Source organism: Roseobacter sinensis (genome assembly GCF_025755255.1).
Classification (GTDB): Bacteria; Pseudomonadota; Alphaproteobacteria; order Rhodobacterales; family Rhodobacteraceae; genus Roseobacter; species Roseobacter sinensis.
On record NZ_JALIEB010000019.1, the window covers coordinates 1 to 15,392 of the forward strand.

General features: G+C 63.1%; 17 protein-coding genes and 1 tRNA gene. 12 read left to right on the forward strand and 6 right to left on the reverse strand.

The annotated features are described in order from the left end of the window. Window positions 1-224 precede the first annotated feature (224 nt). The 4 genes from MUB52_RS19940 to MUB52_RS19955 all read right to left on the reverse strand — a co-directional run bounded on the left by MUB52_RS19940 (window position 225) and on the right by MUB52_RS19955 (window position 4,009). Window positions 225-301 (reverse strand) — tRNA-Arg (locus tag MUB52_RS19940). 98 nt (window positions 302-399) lie between these two features. Further along, window positions 400-1,827 carry a sensor histidine kinase gene (locus tag MUB52_RS19945; protein ID WP_263845973.1) on the reverse strand — a complete coding sequence of 476 codons (1,428 nt, stop codon included), beginning with the start codon at window positions 1,825-1,827 and terminating at the stop codon, window positions 400-402. Window positions 1,828-1,840: 13 nt separating this feature from the next. Next, the gene (locus MUB52_RS19950) at window positions 1,841-3,259 is read right to left on the reverse strand and encodes a dihydrolipoyl dehydrogenase family protein (RefSeq protein ID WP_263845909.1); all 1,419 of its coding nucleotides are present in this window, start codon (window positions 3,257-3,259) and stop codon (window positions 1,841-1,843) included. Between the two features lie 3 nt (window positions 3,260-3,262). Beyond that, the gene (locus tag MUB52_RS19955) at window positions 3,263-4,009 is read right to left on the reverse strand and encodes a TVP38/TMEM64 family protein (RefSeq protein WP_263845974.1); all 747 of its coding nucleotides are present in this window, start codon (window positions 4,007-4,009) and stop codon (window positions 3,263-3,265) included. A gap of 320 nt (window positions 4,010-4,329) precedes the next feature. Between MUB52_RS19955 and rpmH the strand changes: the two genes are divergently transcribed. The 3 genes from rpmH to yidD are packed head-to-tail and all read left to right on the forward strand — an operon-like array spanning window position 4,330 to window position 5,144. Beyond that, complete coding sequence (gene rpmH / locus MUB52_RS19960; protein ID WP_263845910.1) at window positions 4,330-4,464, forward strand: 50S ribosomal protein L34; 135 nt, start codon at window positions 4,330-4,332, stop codon at window positions 4,462-4,464. Between the two features lie 27 nt (window positions 4,465-4,491). Continuing rightward, window positions 4,492-4,905 carry a ribonuclease P protein component gene (gene rnpA, locus MUB52_RS19965; protein ID WP_263845911.1) on the forward strand — a complete coding sequence of 138 codons (414 nt, stop codon included), beginning with the start codon at window positions 4,492-4,494 and terminating at the stop codon, window positions 4,903-4,905. Next, a complete protein-coding gene (gene yidD / locus MUB52_RS19970) occupies window positions 4,902-5,144 on the forward strand; it encodes a membrane protein insertion efficiency factor YidD (RefSeq protein ID WP_263845912.1) in 243 nt (80 codons plus the stop codon). Before rnpA ends, yidD begins: the two co-directional genes overlap by 4 nt. Window positions 5,145-5,150: 6 nt before the next feature. Here the strand turns inward: yidD and MUB52_RS19975 are convergent, their stop codons facing one another. Beyond that, on the reverse strand, window positions 5,151-5,681 hold the full coding sequence (locus tag MUB52_RS19975) for a DUF3833 domain-containing protein (protein WP_263845913.1): 531 nt from the start codon (window positions 5,679-5,681) through the stop codon (window positions 5,151-5,153). A 96-nt stretch (window positions 5,682-5,777) separates the two neighbouring features. Here MUB52_RS19975 and ttcA point away from each other — a divergent pair, with 96 nt between their 5' ends. The 9 genes from ttcA (at window position 5,778) to MUB52_RS20020 (ending at window position 14,517) form a co-directional block, all read left to right on the forward strand. Next, a complete protein-coding gene (gene ttcA / locus MUB52_RS19980) occupies window positions 5,778-6,602 on the forward strand; it encodes a tRNA 2-thiocytidine(32) synthetase TtcA (protein WP_263845914.1) in 825 nt (274 codons plus the stop codon). A gap of 115 nt (window positions 6,603-6,717) precedes the next feature. Continuing rightward, window positions 6,718-8,262 (forward strand): putative bifunctional diguanylate cyclase/phosphodiesterase, encoded by a 1,545-nt coding sequence (locus tag MUB52_RS19985; protein ID WP_263845915.1) that lies wholly within the window; start codon window positions 6,718-6,720, stop codon window positions 8,260-8,262. A 155-nt stretch (window positions 8,263-8,417) separates the two neighbouring features. Next, on the forward strand, window positions 8,418-10,241 hold the full coding sequence (gene yidC / locus MUB52_RS19990) for a membrane protein insertase YidC (RefSeq protein ID WP_263845916.1): 1,824 nt from the start codon (window positions 8,418-8,420) through the stop codon (window positions 10,239-10,241). Further along, window positions 10,238-10,969, forward strand: a complete 732-nt coding sequence (locus MUB52_RS19995; RefSeq protein ID WP_263845917.1) for an MOSC domain-containing protein — start codon at window positions 10,238-10,240, stop codon at window positions 10,967-10,969. Before yidC ends, MUB52_RS19995 begins: the two co-directional genes overlap by 4 nt. Continuing rightward, window positions 10,966-11,616, forward strand: a complete 651-nt coding sequence (gene yihA, locus MUB52_RS20000; protein WP_263845918.1) for a ribosome biogenesis GTP-binding protein YihA/YsxC — start codon at window positions 10,966-10,968, stop codon at window positions 11,614-11,616. The genes MUB52_RS19995 and yihA overlap by 4 nt, the downstream gene beginning before the upstream one ends. 59 nt (window positions 11,617-11,675) lie before the next feature. Beyond that, complete coding sequence (gene argB / locus MUB52_RS20005) at window positions 11,676-12,539, forward strand: acetylglutamate kinase (RefSeq protein WP_263845919.1); 864 nt, start codon at window positions 11,676-11,678, stop codon at window positions 12,537-12,539. Window positions 12,540-12,596: 57 nt separating this feature from the next. Then, on the forward strand, window positions 12,597-13,391 hold the full coding sequence (locus MUB52_RS20010; protein ID WP_263845920.1) for a sterol desaturase family protein: 795 nt from the start codon (window positions 12,597-12,599) through the stop codon (window positions 13,389-13,391). Beyond that, the gene (locus tag MUB52_RS20015) at window positions 13,388-14,023 is read left to right on the forward strand and encodes a ferredoxin (protein ID WP_263845921.1); all 636 of its coding nucleotides are present in this window, start codon (window positions 13,388-13,390) and stop codon (window positions 14,021-14,023) included. Before MUB52_RS20010 ends, MUB52_RS20015 begins: the two co-directional genes overlap by 4 nt. Continuing rightward, entirely contained in the window at window positions 14,020-14,517 is a 498-nt protein-coding gene (locus MUB52_RS20020) for a SixA phosphatase family protein (protein WP_263845922.1), read from the forward strand. The genes MUB52_RS20015 and MUB52_RS20020 overlap by 4 nt, the downstream gene beginning before the upstream one ends. An 81-nt stretch (window positions 14,518-14,598) precedes the next feature. On the opposite strand, the gene MUB52_RS20025 is transcribed toward MUB52_RS20020, so the two are convergent. Next, window positions 14,599-15,369, reverse strand: a complete 771-nt coding sequence (locus MUB52_RS20025) for an amino acid ABC transporter ATP-binding protein (RefSeq protein ID WP_263845923.1) — start codon at window positions 15,367-15,369, stop codon at window positions 14,599-14,601. Between the last annotated feature and the right edge of the window lie 23 nt (window positions 15,370-15,392).

Consider the following 15,392-nt stretch of genomic DNA (forward strand, 5'->3'; position numbering starts at 1 on the left):
ATCGCTCATATCACCATTCGATTTTCGACCGATGAATCATGCCACTCAAAGGAAATCAATGGGTCCTGACCCTAAGAGCGCGACATATCTCAGTTGTCTGAAACACTAGATGCGGGAGATGCGAACCGGACGTCTGCGACCGAGCCACAAGCATCCGGTTCGCGGTGATTGGGTCAGTTCTTGACGTAAAAGCCAATTTCGTCTGACGTTCGACAAGTTGCATGTGGCGGACCGAGGAGGATTCGAACCCCCGACCCCTTGATTCGTAGTCAAGTACTCTATCCAGCTGAGCTATCGGTCCACTGGCTGGCGGTTTAGTGCTGTGCGCGACCTTATGCAAGCCCAATCGGTCGAAAAACCCGTCGCCTCAAGCTGACCCGTTTCCAGGTCGTCCTGGCGTCATGCAACCACGTCGCGGGTGGCCTCTTCGATGACGCCGGGCGTCAGTGTCCCATCGCCTTTCGGCAGGCAGATCACAAAACGCGTGCCGTCCGGACCGGTTCCCGCCAGTTCCAGAGTTCCGCCGTGCCCGCGGATCAACTCCGCAGAAATCGCCAACCCGAGGCCAGACCCACCCTTGCGCGCGCCGCCCTGAAACGGTCGGAAGAGATGTTCCTGCGCTTTCGGTGGCAATCCCGGGCCGGTATCCGAAACCTCGATCCACCAGGCGGCATCATCTTCGCGGGCATCCACGCTGATCTCTCCGGGACGCCCCGCCGCGAGAAGGGCTTGGCGGGCATTGCGAAGCAGATTGGCGAGGACCCGGTAGAGCTGTTCGGGATCAGCGCGTACCGTCATCCCGAAAGGAACAGCACAGGTAAAGCCGATCTCGGCACCCTCGGCAGCGAGACGTTCACCATCGATCACCTCTTCCACGACGTCAGCAAGAGGCAGCACCGTGAGCGTCGGGCTGGGTTCCTCCGCCCTCCCGAACGCCAGCGTGCTTTCACAGAGATGCACCGCGCGGGTGATACTGCCGACCAGCTTTGGGGCCATGCGCTTGACCGTCGGATCCTCGCTCATCTCGATCCGATCAGTGAAGAGCTGCGCCGATGTCAGGATATTGCGCAGATCATGGCTGATCTTGCTCACCGCGCTGCCGAGTTGGGCGAGCCGGTCCTTCTGGCGCAGCGCTTGGGTCAGATCCGTTTCCAGCTTCTGAAGCGCCTCTTCGGCCTCACGCAGCTCGGTAACACTGGCGGAGGGCGTGATGATCCGCCGGGCGTCTTCCGGGGCGGCCGCATAGTTTTGCATGTGCCCGACAACCCTTTTGATCGGCTTCAGCAGCAAGGCCCGCATGGCCACAAAGAGGAGCGACGCGGTAACGATCGAGATCACCGCCGACAGGATCAGGATGCGGATGCCATAGTCGATCATGGCCATGCGCAGCGGGCCGGTTTCCATGGTGATCTCGATCAGCAGACCGGCATCGCGCACCGGCGCACCGATGACGCGGATCACTTCGTTTTCCGGCGATGTAAAGCGGGTCAGCGCGTCGCGGATCAGCAGCACCGGAGAGTTGTCGCGCATGTCGAAGGTCTGCGAAATCGGCTGAGGCAGATCAGATGCCAGCATCAGCTGGCGCACCTGGTCACGGCGCAGAACCACGTTGAAGACACCAGCATTTTCAAGAAGTTCGGCCTCGAGCTCCTGGTCGATCATATCGTCGGCCAATAGCACCAGCGAGGCGATCTGCGCCCGCTCCAGCCGGTTCATCAGATAGTCCTCGCGGAAGCGCGCAATGGAGGGCACAAAGATCAGCACCTCGGCGATCATCACGAAGATGATCGTCAAGACAATCAGCCGACCTGAGAGCGAGTTGAACATGGGCGTCAGCGTTTCACGGGATGACGCGTTGAACAAGCCCCACGACCCGTTTCACCATGGGACTGTCGAAGAGCCGCGGGCTGAAGTACGCCCCAGCCGCGCGCTTGTTGATCTCGCCAATGGTCGGATAGGGCGCCACCATCGCGGCGATCTGGCTCATCTTCATCTTGTTGGCCAGAGCCAGGGCCCAGAGGTTGATCAGCTCACCCGCCTGATAGCCCACGATCGAGGCCCCCACAGGCCGTCCCTTCACGACCATCACCTTTATAAAGCCTTTGGTTTTCCGCTCTGCAATGGCGCGGTCGTTATGCTCGTAGTGGAACCGGACGACCTCGAGGGCGGAGCCATGCTCCTTCTGGGCCTGCGCCTCGGTCAGACCGACCTGGGCCAGCTCCGGATCGCTATAGGTGGCCCAGGGGATATGCGCGGTTTTGGCTTTCGAGGGTAGCGCAAAGAGCATCGAGCGGATGATGACACCCGCGTGATACCCGGCCACATGGGTGAACTGCAGCCCCCCCGCCACATCGCCGATGGCATAGACACGGCGATTGGTGGTGCGCAGGCTGTCATCCACCTTGATGCCCGTGCGCGTGGTCTCGATACCAGCCGCCTCCAGCTTCAGTGCTTCGGTATTGGTTTTGCGACCGACGGCGATCAACAGATGCGTGCCTCTGATCGACCGACCATCCTCGGTCACGACTTCTATGGCGCCAGCCTCGCCGCTGATTTCTGCAGCCTTTGCATCTTCCTCGATCACCACGCCCTCGTCGCGCAGGCTCGACAGCACCACCTCGGCCAGCTCCGGGTCATCCTTGCCGAGCGCCTTGGCGCCTTCGATCACCGTCACCTTGCAGCCGAGGCGGATATGCGCCTGGGCCATTTCCATGCCGATGGGACCACCGCCGATGATCAGGACATGTTCGGGCGGCTCACGCAGGTCAAACAGCGTCTCGTTGGTCTCATAAGGAACCGTCTCTAGTCCCGGAATGGGTGGAACAAGCGGCGAGGATCCGGTCGCAATCACGATGCGCCGCGCCGCAATCACCGTGTCGCCCGCCTGCACCTCCTTGGGCGAGATGAAATGTCCGAATTCGCGAATGACCTTGACGCCCAGCCCCTCGAACCGCTCCTGACTGTCAACGGGTTCGATCTGAGCGATGACATCTGCAACGTGGTCCTTGGCGGCGGCGTAGTCGGCCACACCCGGCGCATCCGCGACCCCGTATTGCGCCGCGTGGCGCTGTGCGTAGGCCGCCTTGCCGCTGGCGATGAGGGCCTTGGAAGGCACGCAACCATAGTTGAGGCAATCACCGCCCATCTTGTGGCCTTCGAGCAGAACCACATCGGCGCCCATCTGCACTGCACCCGCAGCCACCGAGAGCCCGCCGGAGCCCGCGCCGATCACCAGCACATCCGTCTTAATCCGCGGCATGGCTCAAAGCCCCTTCTTGCCGGTCACAGCCTTCGCGATCACGGGCAGCACCGACAGCAGGCTCAGCCCGAGGATCGGCAGCAGGATGTGCGGCTCGAAGATGATCCCCAGGTTCGGGCTTTCCCCGCGCTCGAAGACGGCCCCCAGCCCGGCGCCGACGGAAGAATAGACCAAAGAGCCAGGAATGATTCCCAGAAAGGTCGAGATGACATAGCGGGAGACGGGAACGGCGAGAAAGGCCGGCACCAAGTTTGCCACGAAGAACGGCACAACGGGAACCAGGCGCAGGAAGAACAGCATCGACCACTGGTTCTCGTCGATGCCTTCGGCGATCTTGCGCACCGTCCCCTGCGAGGCATCCATGCGCGCCTTCAGCTTCTCTCCCAGCCCATGACGTGCGGCGAGAAAGATCACGGTGGCCCCGATGGTTGCCGCGGTGACACTCAGAGCAGAGCCGCCAAAGGTACCGAACAGGAAGCCCCCCGTCAGCGTCGCCATCAACGCACCCGGCAGCGAAAAGGCGACGATCACGATATAGGCCGCGAGAAAGGCCAGAACGGTCAGCGCCACATTCGCGTCTCGAAAGGCGATCAGCGCCTCGCGGTTGTCCCGCAGCGCCTCGAAGCTGATGTAATCCTTGAGGGTCAGCGCGCCGAGCACCGCCACACAGAGGATCGCGATCAACGGCAGGTTCCGCATCAGAGCGGACTTGGATGCCGGATCGGCCCCGGATTTGGAGTTGTCCGTCATATCTGACACTACACTGTCCTTTCACGACGCGCGTTTCAATTACCAGCTAGATGACGGTTCGGCGCCTAGGGCGATAGGCGCCTCACGGGCGCTTGATCCAGCGTGACGGTTTGGTGGGTCAAACCGCCCCGAATGGCAGTAATTGAAACATGTTGACGCAGCCTTACGCCGAATTGCGCGAAAATATTGCAATATCCCGTGCGATTGCCGCTCGCAGGGTTTGACTTGGGGCCCGGTCCGCTTTAGAGCACGGGCTTCGAATGACCTCCGGGGGCCACCGCGATTCCGCGCCGCCGGGCAGCAGACATGGAGACGGAGCGATGAAACGCACCTACCAACCTTCCAACCTCGTGCGCAAGCGGCGCCACGGGTTCCGTGCGCGCATGGCCACCAAAGCGGGCCGCAAGATCATCAACGCGCGCCGCGCCCGGGGCCGGAAGTCGCTGAGCGCGTAAACCGCGCCCTTGGCACCGGTGAAAGACATGACGCCGCCGCAGGCCGCCACACCCCGCACAACCGCCGGGGACAGCGCGTCTCCGGCGGCGTCGTCACGTTTACAGGTTCTGAAGGCGCGGGCGGACTTTCAGCGCGCCGCGCGCGCGATGCGCCTGGCGATGCCGGGCTTCATCCTTCAGATGCGACGGCGCGGCCCCGACGAGGCGGAGGGGATCCGCATCGGCTATACCTGCTCCAAGAAGGTCGGCAACGCGGTGGCGCGCAACCGCGCCAAGCGGCGTTTGCGCGAAGCGGCCCGCGCCGTGCTGCCGCGACACGGCCGGGACGGCATGGACTACGTGCTGATCGGACGGCGCGAGCAGACCGCCACCCTGCCCTTCGCGCAGCTGCAGGCCGATCTGGAAACCGCCCTGCAGCGGCTGCACGACCGCCTACGATGAGCCCGCTCGCGCGCGTTTTGTCGCTGCCCGTGCGCGCGTACCGCCTGCTCTTCAGCCCTTGGGTCGGGCACAACTGCCGCTATCAGCCGACGTGCAGCGCATACGCTCTTGAGGCGTTGGAGAAACACGGCGGGCTCAAGGGAGGCTGGCTCAGTCTGAGACGGATCGGCCGGTGTCACCCGTTTGGGCAAAGTGGCTATGACCCGGTGCCTGACCCACCGGATCGACCGACCTCATGACGCCACTCAGCGCTGTTTCTCGAAGGTGATGATCACCTCGCCAATGTCCACACCAAAGCGTTTCATGTAAGCCCGGTTCAGCACGCGATCCTCGCTCAAGAGCCACATCCAGTCATCGAAAGTGACGCGCAGGGTGCCGTCGGGGACCGGCAGGTCGATCTCGTACTTCCAGTTGAAAGTGTCACCCCGCTCCTCGCCGGTGGCCACGCCGATAACACCGGGCGCCGTGCCGCGCCAGGCCTCGGGCCCGGTCTTCTGCAAGGTCCAGATGCGCTGTTCGGTGCTGCCGTCCTCATAAACGAAATCCTCGACCAGCCGCAGCGTCTCGCCATCCCACGTGCCTTCGATCTCCACATCGAAGCGGCGTCGCACCGTTCCGAACACATCCTGAAACTGACCGAAGGCCACCACGCGCCCCTCGAAGAAGTCTTCAAGGTTCAACTCCTGGCCCGAGAGCGCCTCATCGTCCAGCGACGGCTTCCCGACGCAGGCTGACAGGGCCAAGGCGCAGAGCAGGATACTCAGACCGCGGATCATGATGATCTCCCTTTCTGCTAGGGGTACGTCCTGCAGCCGCTTTTGGTTCACACCCATTGCCGCTATAGAGACGCAAACCCACACCGGACGGACAGCATGCTCGACACCCCCGACGACATCCACCCGCTCTTTGCCGGCGCGCCTGCCACGACCGAGTTCAAGAAGCTGCGCAAACGCATCGTGCGTGCCACCCGCGAGGCGATCGAGCACTACGGCATGATCGAGCCCGGCGCGCGCTGGCTGATCTGCCTGTCGGGTGGCAAGGACAGCTACACGCTGCTCGCTGTCCTTTACGAGCTCAAGTGGCGCGGGCTGCTGCCTGTCGATCTGCTGGCCTGCAACCTCGACCAGGGCCAGCCCGGCTTTCCTGCAACGGTCCTGCCCGCGTTTCTCGAGCGGATGGGGGTGCCGCATCGCATCGAATACCAGGACACCTATTCCATCGTGATGGACAAGATCCCGCAGGGCCGCACCTTCTGCGCGCTTTGCTCAAGGCTGCGCCGCGGCCATCTCTACCGCCTCGCGCGCGAGGAAGGGTGTTCGGCGGTCGTGCTGGGGCATCACCGTGATGATATCCTCGAGACCTTCTTCATGAACCTCTTTCATGGTGGCCGCCTTGCGACCATGCCGCCGAAACTGGTCAACGAGGAAGGAGATCTCTTTGTCTACCGCCCCCTGGCCCATGTCGCTGAGGCGGATTGCGACAAGTTCGCCAAGGCCATGCGCTACCCGATCATCCCCTGCGATCTCTGCGGCAGCCAGGACGGGCTGCAACGTCAGCAGGTCAAGACAATCCTCGACGGCTGGGAGAAAAACAGCCCCGGGCGCCGGCAGATCATGTTCCGCGCGCTGATGAACGCCCGGCCCTCCCACCTGCTCGATCCAAAACTCTTTGACTTCGCAAACCTGTCTCTGAAGTAAGAACAGTTTTAGGAAATCTCTGCGGAATAACCACATCTGCGTTAACGAGCAGGTGAGGGCTGCTCGGCTACGGTCCGCCCGATGCAAAAGCGCATCGGTCTGAGAAGGAAGCATGATGGCAGGGCTCTCTTGGGAAAACGTGGCGCGTGCGCGGTCGGCGGCCGCTGAATTCCTGACGCGTCCAGCCGCCCTGGCCTGCCTGCCCGCCGCTTCGCTGGCGGTGTATTGGGTGGGGGGAGACAGTGCTCTGATCGCGGCGGCCGCGATCGTACCGATGATCTATCTGATGGCCTTCGGACCCGCGGGCGCAAAGATGGATCGCCCGACTACCATGCAGAATGGCCTCACTGACAAAAGCGTCTTTGAAGAGCTTGCCGCCGAACGCTTCAAGGAGGGGCGCGAAACGTCGCTGACCTCCGCGCTCTTCAAGATCGAAATTGATGAGGCGGCGGATTTCGCCGACCGGTTCGGCCAGGTCGCGACCGATACGATCATGGCACGCGCGGGTGAACGCATCTTTGCGGCACTTCGCGAAGGCGACATCGTTGCGCGGACCGGCGACTACCGGTTTTCGGCCTGCCTCAAGCCGGTACGCCAGCTTGACCTCGAACTGTGCATTCAGCTGGCGGGCCGTTTGCAGGCCAAGCTGGAAGAGCCGATTTCCATCGATGGCACAACGGTTTATCTAACCAGCTCCGTCGGGTTTTGTCAGCTTGGGCAGGTCGTCAATACATCGCCACGCGCGTGGATCGAAGCAACGGCGACGGCCCTGCGCGAGGCGCAGGCGCACGGGCCAAACGCAATCCGCGCCTATTCCAGCGAGATGAAGCGCCGAAGCGAGACGCGCGCCGAAGTCCGCCAGGAAGTGGCAAGCGCGCTTGAGAGCGGACACATCCGGCCGTGGTTTCAGCCTCAGATTTCGACCGACACCGGCCGTGTGACCGGCTTCGAAGCGCTCGCCCGCTGGGATCATCCCGAACGTGGCATGATTTCCCCCGCCGACTTTCTGCCGGCCATCGAGCAGGCCGACATGCTGGAGCGGCTGGCGGAGGTGATGATGTATCACGCCTTTGCAGCACTCAAGGCCTGGGACGATGCTGGCGTCATCGTCCCCCAGATCGGCGTGAATTTCGCGGGCCCCGAGTTGAAGAACCCCCGCCTCGTGGACAAGGTGAAATGGGAGTTGGACCGCTTTGATCTGACGCCCGAGCGTCTGGCTGTCGAGGTGCTTGAAACCGTTGTCGCCCGCGCACCTGACGACATCATCACGCGCAACATCAACGGGCTGGGGCAATTGGGATGCCGCATCGATCTGGACGACTTCGGCACCGGGCACGCCTCCATCGCGTCGATCCGGCGTTTCTCTGTCAGCCGGATCAAGATCGACCGATCCTTTGTCATGAAAGCAGACCGCGATCCCGATCAGCAACGCATGATCAGCGCGATCCTGACCATGGCGGAGCGCCTCGGCGTGCAAACCCTGGCCGAAGGCGTCGAGACCGCGGGGGAGCACGCGCTGCTTGCGCAATTGGGCTGCGATCACGTTCAGGGCTTTGGGATCGCCAAGCCGATGCCGTTCGAGGAAACCATCGACTGGATGGCGCAACACAACGCCAAGCTTCAGGACGTTCCGCGCATCTTCGGAAACCGCACTGGCTGACGCTTATCCGCGCACAGCCATCGACCCCGAACAGAGATCCAGCCACCTCTCGATTTCCCGCAATTTCCGCTGAAAAACCGCGATTCCGCTTGACCTTTGGCCCGTCACTCTGTTGAACCCACGCTGATATCAACGACATCAGGTGGCTGTCCCAGATGGACGATCAGAACAAGAACCTCATTCTTGCAACGGCACTCAGTTTTCTCGTGATTCTGGTGTGGTTTGTTCTGTTTCCGCCCCCCGAACCGGACACAGCGCTGGATACGCAGCCTCCCGCGCAGACCTCGCAAACCGAGGCCGACGCGACCGCCTCGGTGCCCGACGCCACGACACAAAGCCAGGCCGCGCCCGAGGCTGAAACCCGCGAGGACGAGCTTGCAGACGCCCCCCGTATACCGATCGCAACCGACCGCGTCAGCGGCTCGATCTCGCTGCTGGGTGGCCGCATCGACGACCTCTCGCTGAACGATTACCGCGTCACCCAGGATCCCGATGCGGATATCGTGAAGATGCTCTCGCCGGTCGGCACGGCCGACGCCTATTACGCGCTCTATGGCTGGGCGCCAGGTGGCGGTCTCGACCCCACGGCCGTCCCCGGCCCGAACACCCTTTGGAGCGTCGCGAGCGGCGAGGCGCTCAGCCCGACGAGCCCCGTCACGCTCACCTGGGACAACGGCGCGGGCCAGACCTTCACCCGCACGATAGAGATCGACGAAGACTATCTCTTCACCATCACGCAATCGGTCGCCAACACAGGCGATGCGCCGATTACGGTGGCCCCCTATGGCGTGCTCGCGCGCCACAGCGAACCGTCCGATCTGCGGAACTTCTTCATCCTGCACGAAGGTGTGGTCGCCATGGCCGACGGCGAACTCACCGAAACGGACTGGTCCGATATGCCCGATTTCGCCTTTTCCGAACGCGAGCGCGCGCGGGCAGAAGTCACTCAGGTGGCGCAGAACGGCTGGATCGGCTTCACCGATCACTACTGGATGTCGACGCTGATCCCCGCACCCGGCACTGCGTTCAAATCCGTCGCCAAATACGACGAACGCCGCGATATCTATCAGGCAGAGACGGTCATGCCGACGCAGACGGTCGCGCCTGGCACCTCGGTCACCGTTACCAGCCAGCTCTTCGCCGGCGCAAAAGAGTGGGACGCGATCCGGACCTATCAGTCCGCAGGCGTTGAAGGCTTCATCGACAGCATCGACTGGGGCTGGTTCTTCTTTCTGACCAAACCCATCTTCTGGTTGCTGCACGAGCTGAACCTGCTGATCGGCAATATGGGATGGGCCATCATCGGATTGACCCTCATCATCAAGGCAATCCTCTTCCCACTGGCCTACAAATCCTATGTCTCCATGGCGAAGATGAAGGAGCTTCAGCCGCAGATGGAGAAGCTCAAGGAGGAGGCCGGCGACGACCGGCAGAAGATGCAGCAGGGCATGATGGAGCTCTACAAGCGGGAAAAGGTGAACCCCGCCGCGGGCTGTCTGCCCATTCTGCTGCAGATCCCGATCTTCTTCTCGCTCTACAAGGTGATCTTCGTCACCATCGAACTGCGGCATGCCCCCTTCTTCGGACCCTTCCAGGACCTGAGCGCGCCCGATCCCACCTCGATCATGAACTTCTTCGGCCTTCTGCCCATCGAAGCGCCGGAGCCAACGTCGATCCTTGCGCTCATCTTCATCGGTATCCTGCCGCTTCTGCTCGGCATCTCGATGTGGCTGCAGCAGAAACTAAACCCGGCGCCCACGGACCCGACACAGCAGATGATCTTTGCCTGGATGCCGTGGGTGTTCATGTTCATGCTCGGCGGCTTCGCCAGCGGGCTGGTCATCTACTGGATCGCGAACAACACGATCACCTTTGCGCAACAGTATCTGATCATGCGCAGCCAGGGTTACACGCCCGACGTCTTCGGCAACATCAGGAGCGGCTTCAAACGCAAAACCGGTGAGGACGCCAAGAAGTGACCGCTACTCTGCGGCATATCTGGCGACACCCGCTGAAGGGGTTGGGGAGCGAAGCGGTCGAGACTGTCGACCTCGACCCGACGCAGGCGGTGGTCGGCGACAGGCTCTGGGCGTTGCTGAACGCAGAGGCCGACGACACCGATGAGTGGCAACCCCGGCGCAACTTCCTGCAAGTGGCCTCCGGACCGCGGCTGGCCGCCCTCACCGCCGAAAGCACCCGGAGCGGCATTCGCCTCACCCATCCCGATCGGGACCCGATCGAGATCGATCCGGCCAGTGACGGCCAGGCGCTCGGCGCGTGGATCGGCGATTTGTGGCCCGACAACCGGCCGGGGCCTGCGCGGCTGGTCAAGGCGCCCGTTCAGGGCATGACCGACGTTGAGTACCCATCCGTCTCTCTGGGAAACCTTGCCTCCCTGCGGGCACTCAGCCAGAAGGCCGGGTTCGAGATCGACATGCGCCGCTTCCGCATTAACCTCTGGCTCGACGGTCTGGCACCCTGGGAGGAAATCGACCTGCTGCAACGCGACATCACGCTCGGCTCCGCCACGCTCAGCCCGGTAGAGCCCATCGAACGCTGCCGCGCGCCCGATGCCAACCCTGCAAGCGGCAGCCGCGATATCGGCATGCTGCGCCTGCTGGAAGACGGCTGGGACACGCGCAACTTCGGCGTCTACTTCAAGGTCACCGTTGCCGGCAGCGCCCGCGTCGGCGACAGGCTGGGATGACGCTGCCCTTTCCGATCGCCCCGGACCCCGACCCGCAGACGCTGGAACAGGGGCGTCTGCTCTTCGCAGGTGAGACCGAGTTCGTGAAAGGCGTGGTCGCCATGTCGGGCCTGCCCGCACCCAACCGGCTCGAAGTCTGTTTTGCGGGCCGCTCCAACGTCGGAAAATCCTCGCTGATCAATGCGCTCACCGGGCGCAAGGGGCTCGCCCGCGCCTCGAACACTCCGGGCCGGACGCAGGAGATCAACTTCTTCACCGCCGGCGACGCCCATTACCTGGTGGACCTGCCCGGCTACGGCTTTGCCAATGCGCCGCTGCCTGTGGTCGAGAAGTGGCAGCGCCTGCTCAAACAATACCTTTCGGGCCGCCAGACCCTGCGGCGCGCCTTCGTGCTGATCGACGCGCGCCACGGGGTAAAGACGGTGGATGAAGAGATCCTCAAACTGCTGGACAGTGCTGCCGTGACCTTTCAGGCGGTACTCACCAAGGCCGACAAGGTGAAAGAGAAAGAGCGCGCGACGATCCTCGATCAGGTGCGCGGCGCTCTGGCCAAACACCCCGCCGCTTACCCTGAGATCGTCGTGACCTCCAGCGAGAAGGGCTGGGGCATCCCGACGCTGCGCGCGATCATTGCAACGCTCGAATAGAGGTTGCCCTTGCAGAGCGCCGCAGCGGGCCGCATAACCTCCAGACGAATGGTGCCCAGATGAAGACCCGAGACATGAACCGCGACTGGATTGCGACGGCAAGCACGCTGAACAAGGCCCTGCCCTACCTGCAGCGCTACGCAGGCGCGACAGTGGTCATCAAGCTCGGCGGCCACGCGATGGGCAGCGACGCCGCGATGGAGGATTTTGCCCGCGACGTGGTGCTGATGCGGCAGGTCGGGGTGAACCCGGTGATCGTGCATGGCGGCGGGCCGATGATCAACGCGATGCTCGACAAGCTGCAGATCGCTTCCGAGTTCAAGAACGGCAAGCGTGTGACCGATGCCGCCACCATGGAGGTGGTCGAGATGGTGCTCGCGGGGCTCGTGAACAAGCGCATTGTGCAGGCGATCAATGGCCAGGGCGGACGCGCGGTGGGCCTGTCCGGTAAAGACGCTCATATGATCACCTGCACACCGACCAACCCCGAGCTGGGCTTTGTGGGCACGCCTGACACCGTCAATCCACGCGTGCTGCGCGACTTGGCCGAGAAGGAATACATCCCGGTGATCGCGCCCTTGGGAGCGGGGGCGGCGGGTGAGACCTTCAACATCAACGGCGATACGGCGGCCGGGGCCGTGGCCGCCGCCCTCAAGGCGGACCGGCTGCTGCTGTTGACCGATGTGGCGGGCGTCAAGAATGCCGCCGGCGAGGTGGTGACCGAGCTCAGCGCGACGCAGATCCGCAGCCTGACCGAAGAGGGCGTGATCGCTGGCGGTATGATCCCGAAGACAGAGACTGCGCTCGCGGCCCTCGAGGGTGGGGTCCGCGCTGCGGTCATTCTCGACGGGCGCGCGCCCAACGCCTGCCTGCTGGAGCTCTTCACCGAACATGGCGCGGGCTCAATTATCCGCGCGGACTGACGCAGATGTGTCATGCTGTCGCTTGGTCTGCGGCGCACGCTGGCATAGATGTGGGCCATGGAAAACGAAACCGTCATCCGTCTGAGTATCTTCCTCGGCCTCTTTGCCCTGCTCGCCACGCTTGAGGCGCTGGCCCCGCGGCGCGTCCGAAGCCAAAGCCGGAGCCGTCGCTGGCTCACCAACTGGGGCATCACCATCGCGAATACGCTGACGCTGCGGCTGATGGCATTCGCCCTGCCGCTGCTCGCCGTCGGTGCCGCGTTGGATGCGCAGGCGCAGGGCTGGGGGCTCTTCAATGCCGTGGACTGGCCGATCTGGCTCGAGATCGTGATCGCGGTGCTTGTGCTGGACTTCGCGATCTGGCTGCAACATCTGATCACCCACAAGGTGCCGCTGCTGTGGCGTCTGCACCGGGTCCATCACGCGGATGTGGATATGGATGTGACGACGGCGATCCGGTTCCACCCGGTCGAGATCGCGCTCTCGATGGTGTTGAAGATCGGTCTTGTATACCTGATGGGCCCGGCCGGCATCGCAGTGATCATCTTCGAGATTCTGCTCAACGGGACAGCCATGTTCAACCACGCCAACATCCGCCTGCCGCTGTGGCTCGATGCCATGGTGCGGCGGGTCCTGGTCACGCCCGACATGCACCGGGTGCACCACTCGGTGCACCGCGATGAGCACGACAGCAACTATGGCTTTGCGCTCTCGATCTGGGACCGGATCTTCGGGACCTATATCGCGCAGCCCGCCGCCGGGCATGACGACATGCAGGTCGGGCTGGAGTGGCAGGACGACCGGCCGAGCCGTTTTGGCTGGTCGATCACGCTGCCCTTCGCCCGGAAATGACGCTGACCAGTCTCGCGCGCCTCAAAGCGCCGCCCGGCCTCGTCGTGATGGGTGCCACCGATCTCGATGACCGCACCTCGGTCGTGCTGCTGGGCGCAGGCCGCGATCTCTGGCCGGTCTTCACCGCGACAGCCGAATATGCCGACGGAGAGCGCGACCCGCTGGACCGGTGGTCCAAGCGGGTCATCGGCGCCCTTGCGGCCAAGCTCAATGCGCGGGCGGCCTACCCTTCGGATGGGCCACCCTATCTGCCGTTCATCTCGTGGGCACTGCAGACGGGGCGGTTTTTCCAGAGTCCGACCGGGATGATGATCCACGACGAAGCGGGGCTGATGATTTCGATCCGCGGCGCGCTGCTCTTCGATGTTCCGATCCGGCTGGAGCAGGTGTCGCAGGCAAGCCCTTGTGACCGTTGCACCGACAAGCCCTGCGTGAGCGCCTGCCCGGTCGCAGCCCTCTCCGCCACGCACGCCTACGACGTGCCGAAGTGCAAGGCTTTTCTCGACACGGTCGACGGTGCAGACTGCATGTCGCAAGGCTGCCGTGTTCGGCGGGCCTGCCCGGTCTCACAAGAGTTCGGGCGCCTGCCCATACAATCCGCATTTCACATGAGGGCCTTTCATCCGCAATGACCCGTACCCTGATCCTGATGCGCCACGCCAAGTCCGATTGGAGCCACGCCGGTCTGCGCGACCACGAGCGCCCCCTGAACGGACGCGGACGGGTCTCGGCACAAGCGCTTGGAGCGTGGTTGCGCGACCGTGAACACCTGCCCGATGAGGTGCTCTGTTCCTCTGCGACCCGCACCGGTGAAACTCTGCAACGGCTGGAATTGCCCAAGGACATCCCGGTGCGCTACATGAACGAGCTTTACCATGCAGAAGCGAGCTGCATGCGCGATGTGCTGATGCAGGCAGTCGGTGCCTGCGTTCTGATGATTGGCCACAATCCAGGCATCTGTGACGTGGCGCACCGCCTCGTGCGCACCGCGCCGGACCATCCCAGGTTTGAGGATTACCCAACGGGTGCGACGCTGGTTGTCCGCTTCGCTGCACCAAGTTGGGCTGAGATCGGCTGGCACGAAGGCCAGCCGATCGACTTCGTGACCCCGCGGGAGTTGACATAGCGGTGGCCCGAAGGCCCACCGTACCTGCCTGTCCCGAGGGCGGTGCCGGCAGGTTGGGCGGGCTTTCAGGCCGCCCCTCGGTCAGTGGCCGAGGATCTGGCTCAGGAAGAGCTGGGTCCGCGGGCTTTGTGGGTTGTTGAAGAAGGCTTCCGGTTCGTTCTGCTCCACGATCTGGCCTGCGTCCATGAAGATCACACGGTTCGCCACCTGACGGGCAAAGCCCATCTCGTGGGTCACGCAGAGCATGGTCATCCCCTCTTCGGCAAGCTCGATCATCGTGTCGAGCACCTCCTTGATCATCTCCGGGTCGAGCGCCGAGGTCGGCTCGTCAAAGAGCATGATCCGCGGCCGCATGCACAGGCTGCGCGCAATCGCCACCCGCTGCTGCTGACCGCCCGAGAGCTGGCCGGGATACTTGTTCGCCTGATCCGGGATCTTGACCTTCTCCAGGAAGTGCATCGCCGTCTCTTCGGCTTCCTTCTTCGGTGTCTTACGCACCCAGATCGGCGCCAGCGTGCAGTTCTCGAGGATCGTCAAATGCGGGAAGAGGTTGAAGTGCTGAAAGCACATGCCCACTTCCGAGCGGATCTTGTCGATGTTTTTCAGGTCCGACGACAGCAGCGTGCCGTCCACCTCGATGCTGCCCTGTTGGTGCTCTTCCAGCGCGTTGATGCAGCGGATCAGTGTGGATTTGCCCGAGCCTGATGGCCCGCAGATCACGATCCGCTCGCCGCGATTGACGGTAAGGTCAATGTCGCGCAGCACGTGGAACGTGCCGTACCACTTGTTCATCTTGGTGATGGTGATGGCGATCTCGTCCGAGACCTTCATTTGCGTTGCAGCTTCAGCCATATCTGACGGCCTTTCTTTTCTGT

Excerpts from the sequence above, each read along its gene's own strand:
- MUB52_RS19945 (WP_263845973.1), bottom strand. The coding sequence starts at position 1,827 with ATGTTCAACTCGCTCTCAGGTCGGCTGATTGTCTTGACGATCATCTTC.
- MUB52_RS19950 (WP_263845909.1), bottom strand. The coding sequence starts at position 3,259 with ATGCCGCGGATTAAGACGGATGTGCTGGTGATCGGCGCGGGCTCCGGC.
- MUB52_RS19955 (WP_263845974.1), bottom strand. The coding sequence starts at position 4,009 with ATGACGGACAACTCCAAATCCGGGGCCGATCCGGCATCCAAGTCCGCT.
- rpmH (WP_263845910.1), top strand. The coding sequence starts at position 4,330 with ATGAAACGCACCTACCAACCTTCCAACCTCGTGCGCAAGCGGCGCCAC.
- rnpA (WP_263845911.1), top strand. The coding sequence starts at position 4,492 with ATGACGCCGCCGCAGGCCGCCACACCCCGCACAACCGCCGGGGACAGC.
- yidD (WP_263845912.1), top strand. The coding sequence starts at position 4,902 with ATGAGCCCGCTCGCGCGCGTTTTGTCGCTGCCCGTGCGCGCGTACCGC.
- MUB52_RS19975 (WP_263845913.1), bottom strand. The coding sequence starts at position 5,681 with ATGATCCGCGGTCTGAGTATCCTGCTCTGCGCCTTGGCCCTGTCAGCC.
- ttcA (WP_263845914.1), top strand. The coding sequence starts at position 5,778 with ATGCTCGACACCCCCGACGACATCCACCCGCTCTTTGCCGGCGCGCCT.
- MUB52_RS19985 (WP_263845915.1), top strand. The coding sequence starts at position 6,718 with ATGGCAGGGCTCTCTTGGGAAAACGTGGCGCGTGCGCGGTCGGCGGCC.
- yidC (WP_263845916.1), top strand. The coding sequence starts at position 8,418 with ATGGACGATCAGAACAAGAACCTCATTCTTGCAACGGCACTCAGTTTT.
- yihA (WP_263845918.1), top strand. The coding sequence starts at position 10,966 with ATGACGCTGCCCTTTCCGATCGCCCCGGACCCCGACCCGCAGACGCTG.
- argB (WP_263845919.1), top strand. The coding sequence starts at position 11,676 with ATGAAGACCCGAGACATGAACCGCGACTGGATTGCGACGGCAAGCACG.
- MUB52_RS20010 (WP_263845920.1), top strand. The coding sequence starts at position 12,597 with ATGGAAAACGAAACCGTCATCCGTCTGAGTATCTTCCTCGGCCTCTTT.
- MUB52_RS20015 (WP_263845921.1), top strand. The coding sequence starts at position 13,388 with ATGACGCTGACCAGTCTCGCGCGCCTCAAAGCGCCGCCCGGCCTCGTC.
- MUB52_RS20020 (WP_263845922.1), top strand. The coding sequence starts at position 14,020 with ATGACCCGTACCCTGATCCTGATGCGCCACGCCAAGTCCGATTGGAGC.
- MUB52_RS20025 (WP_263845923.1), bottom strand. The coding sequence starts at position 15,369 with ATGGCTGAAGCTGCAACGCAAATGAAGGTCTCGGACGAGATCGCCATC.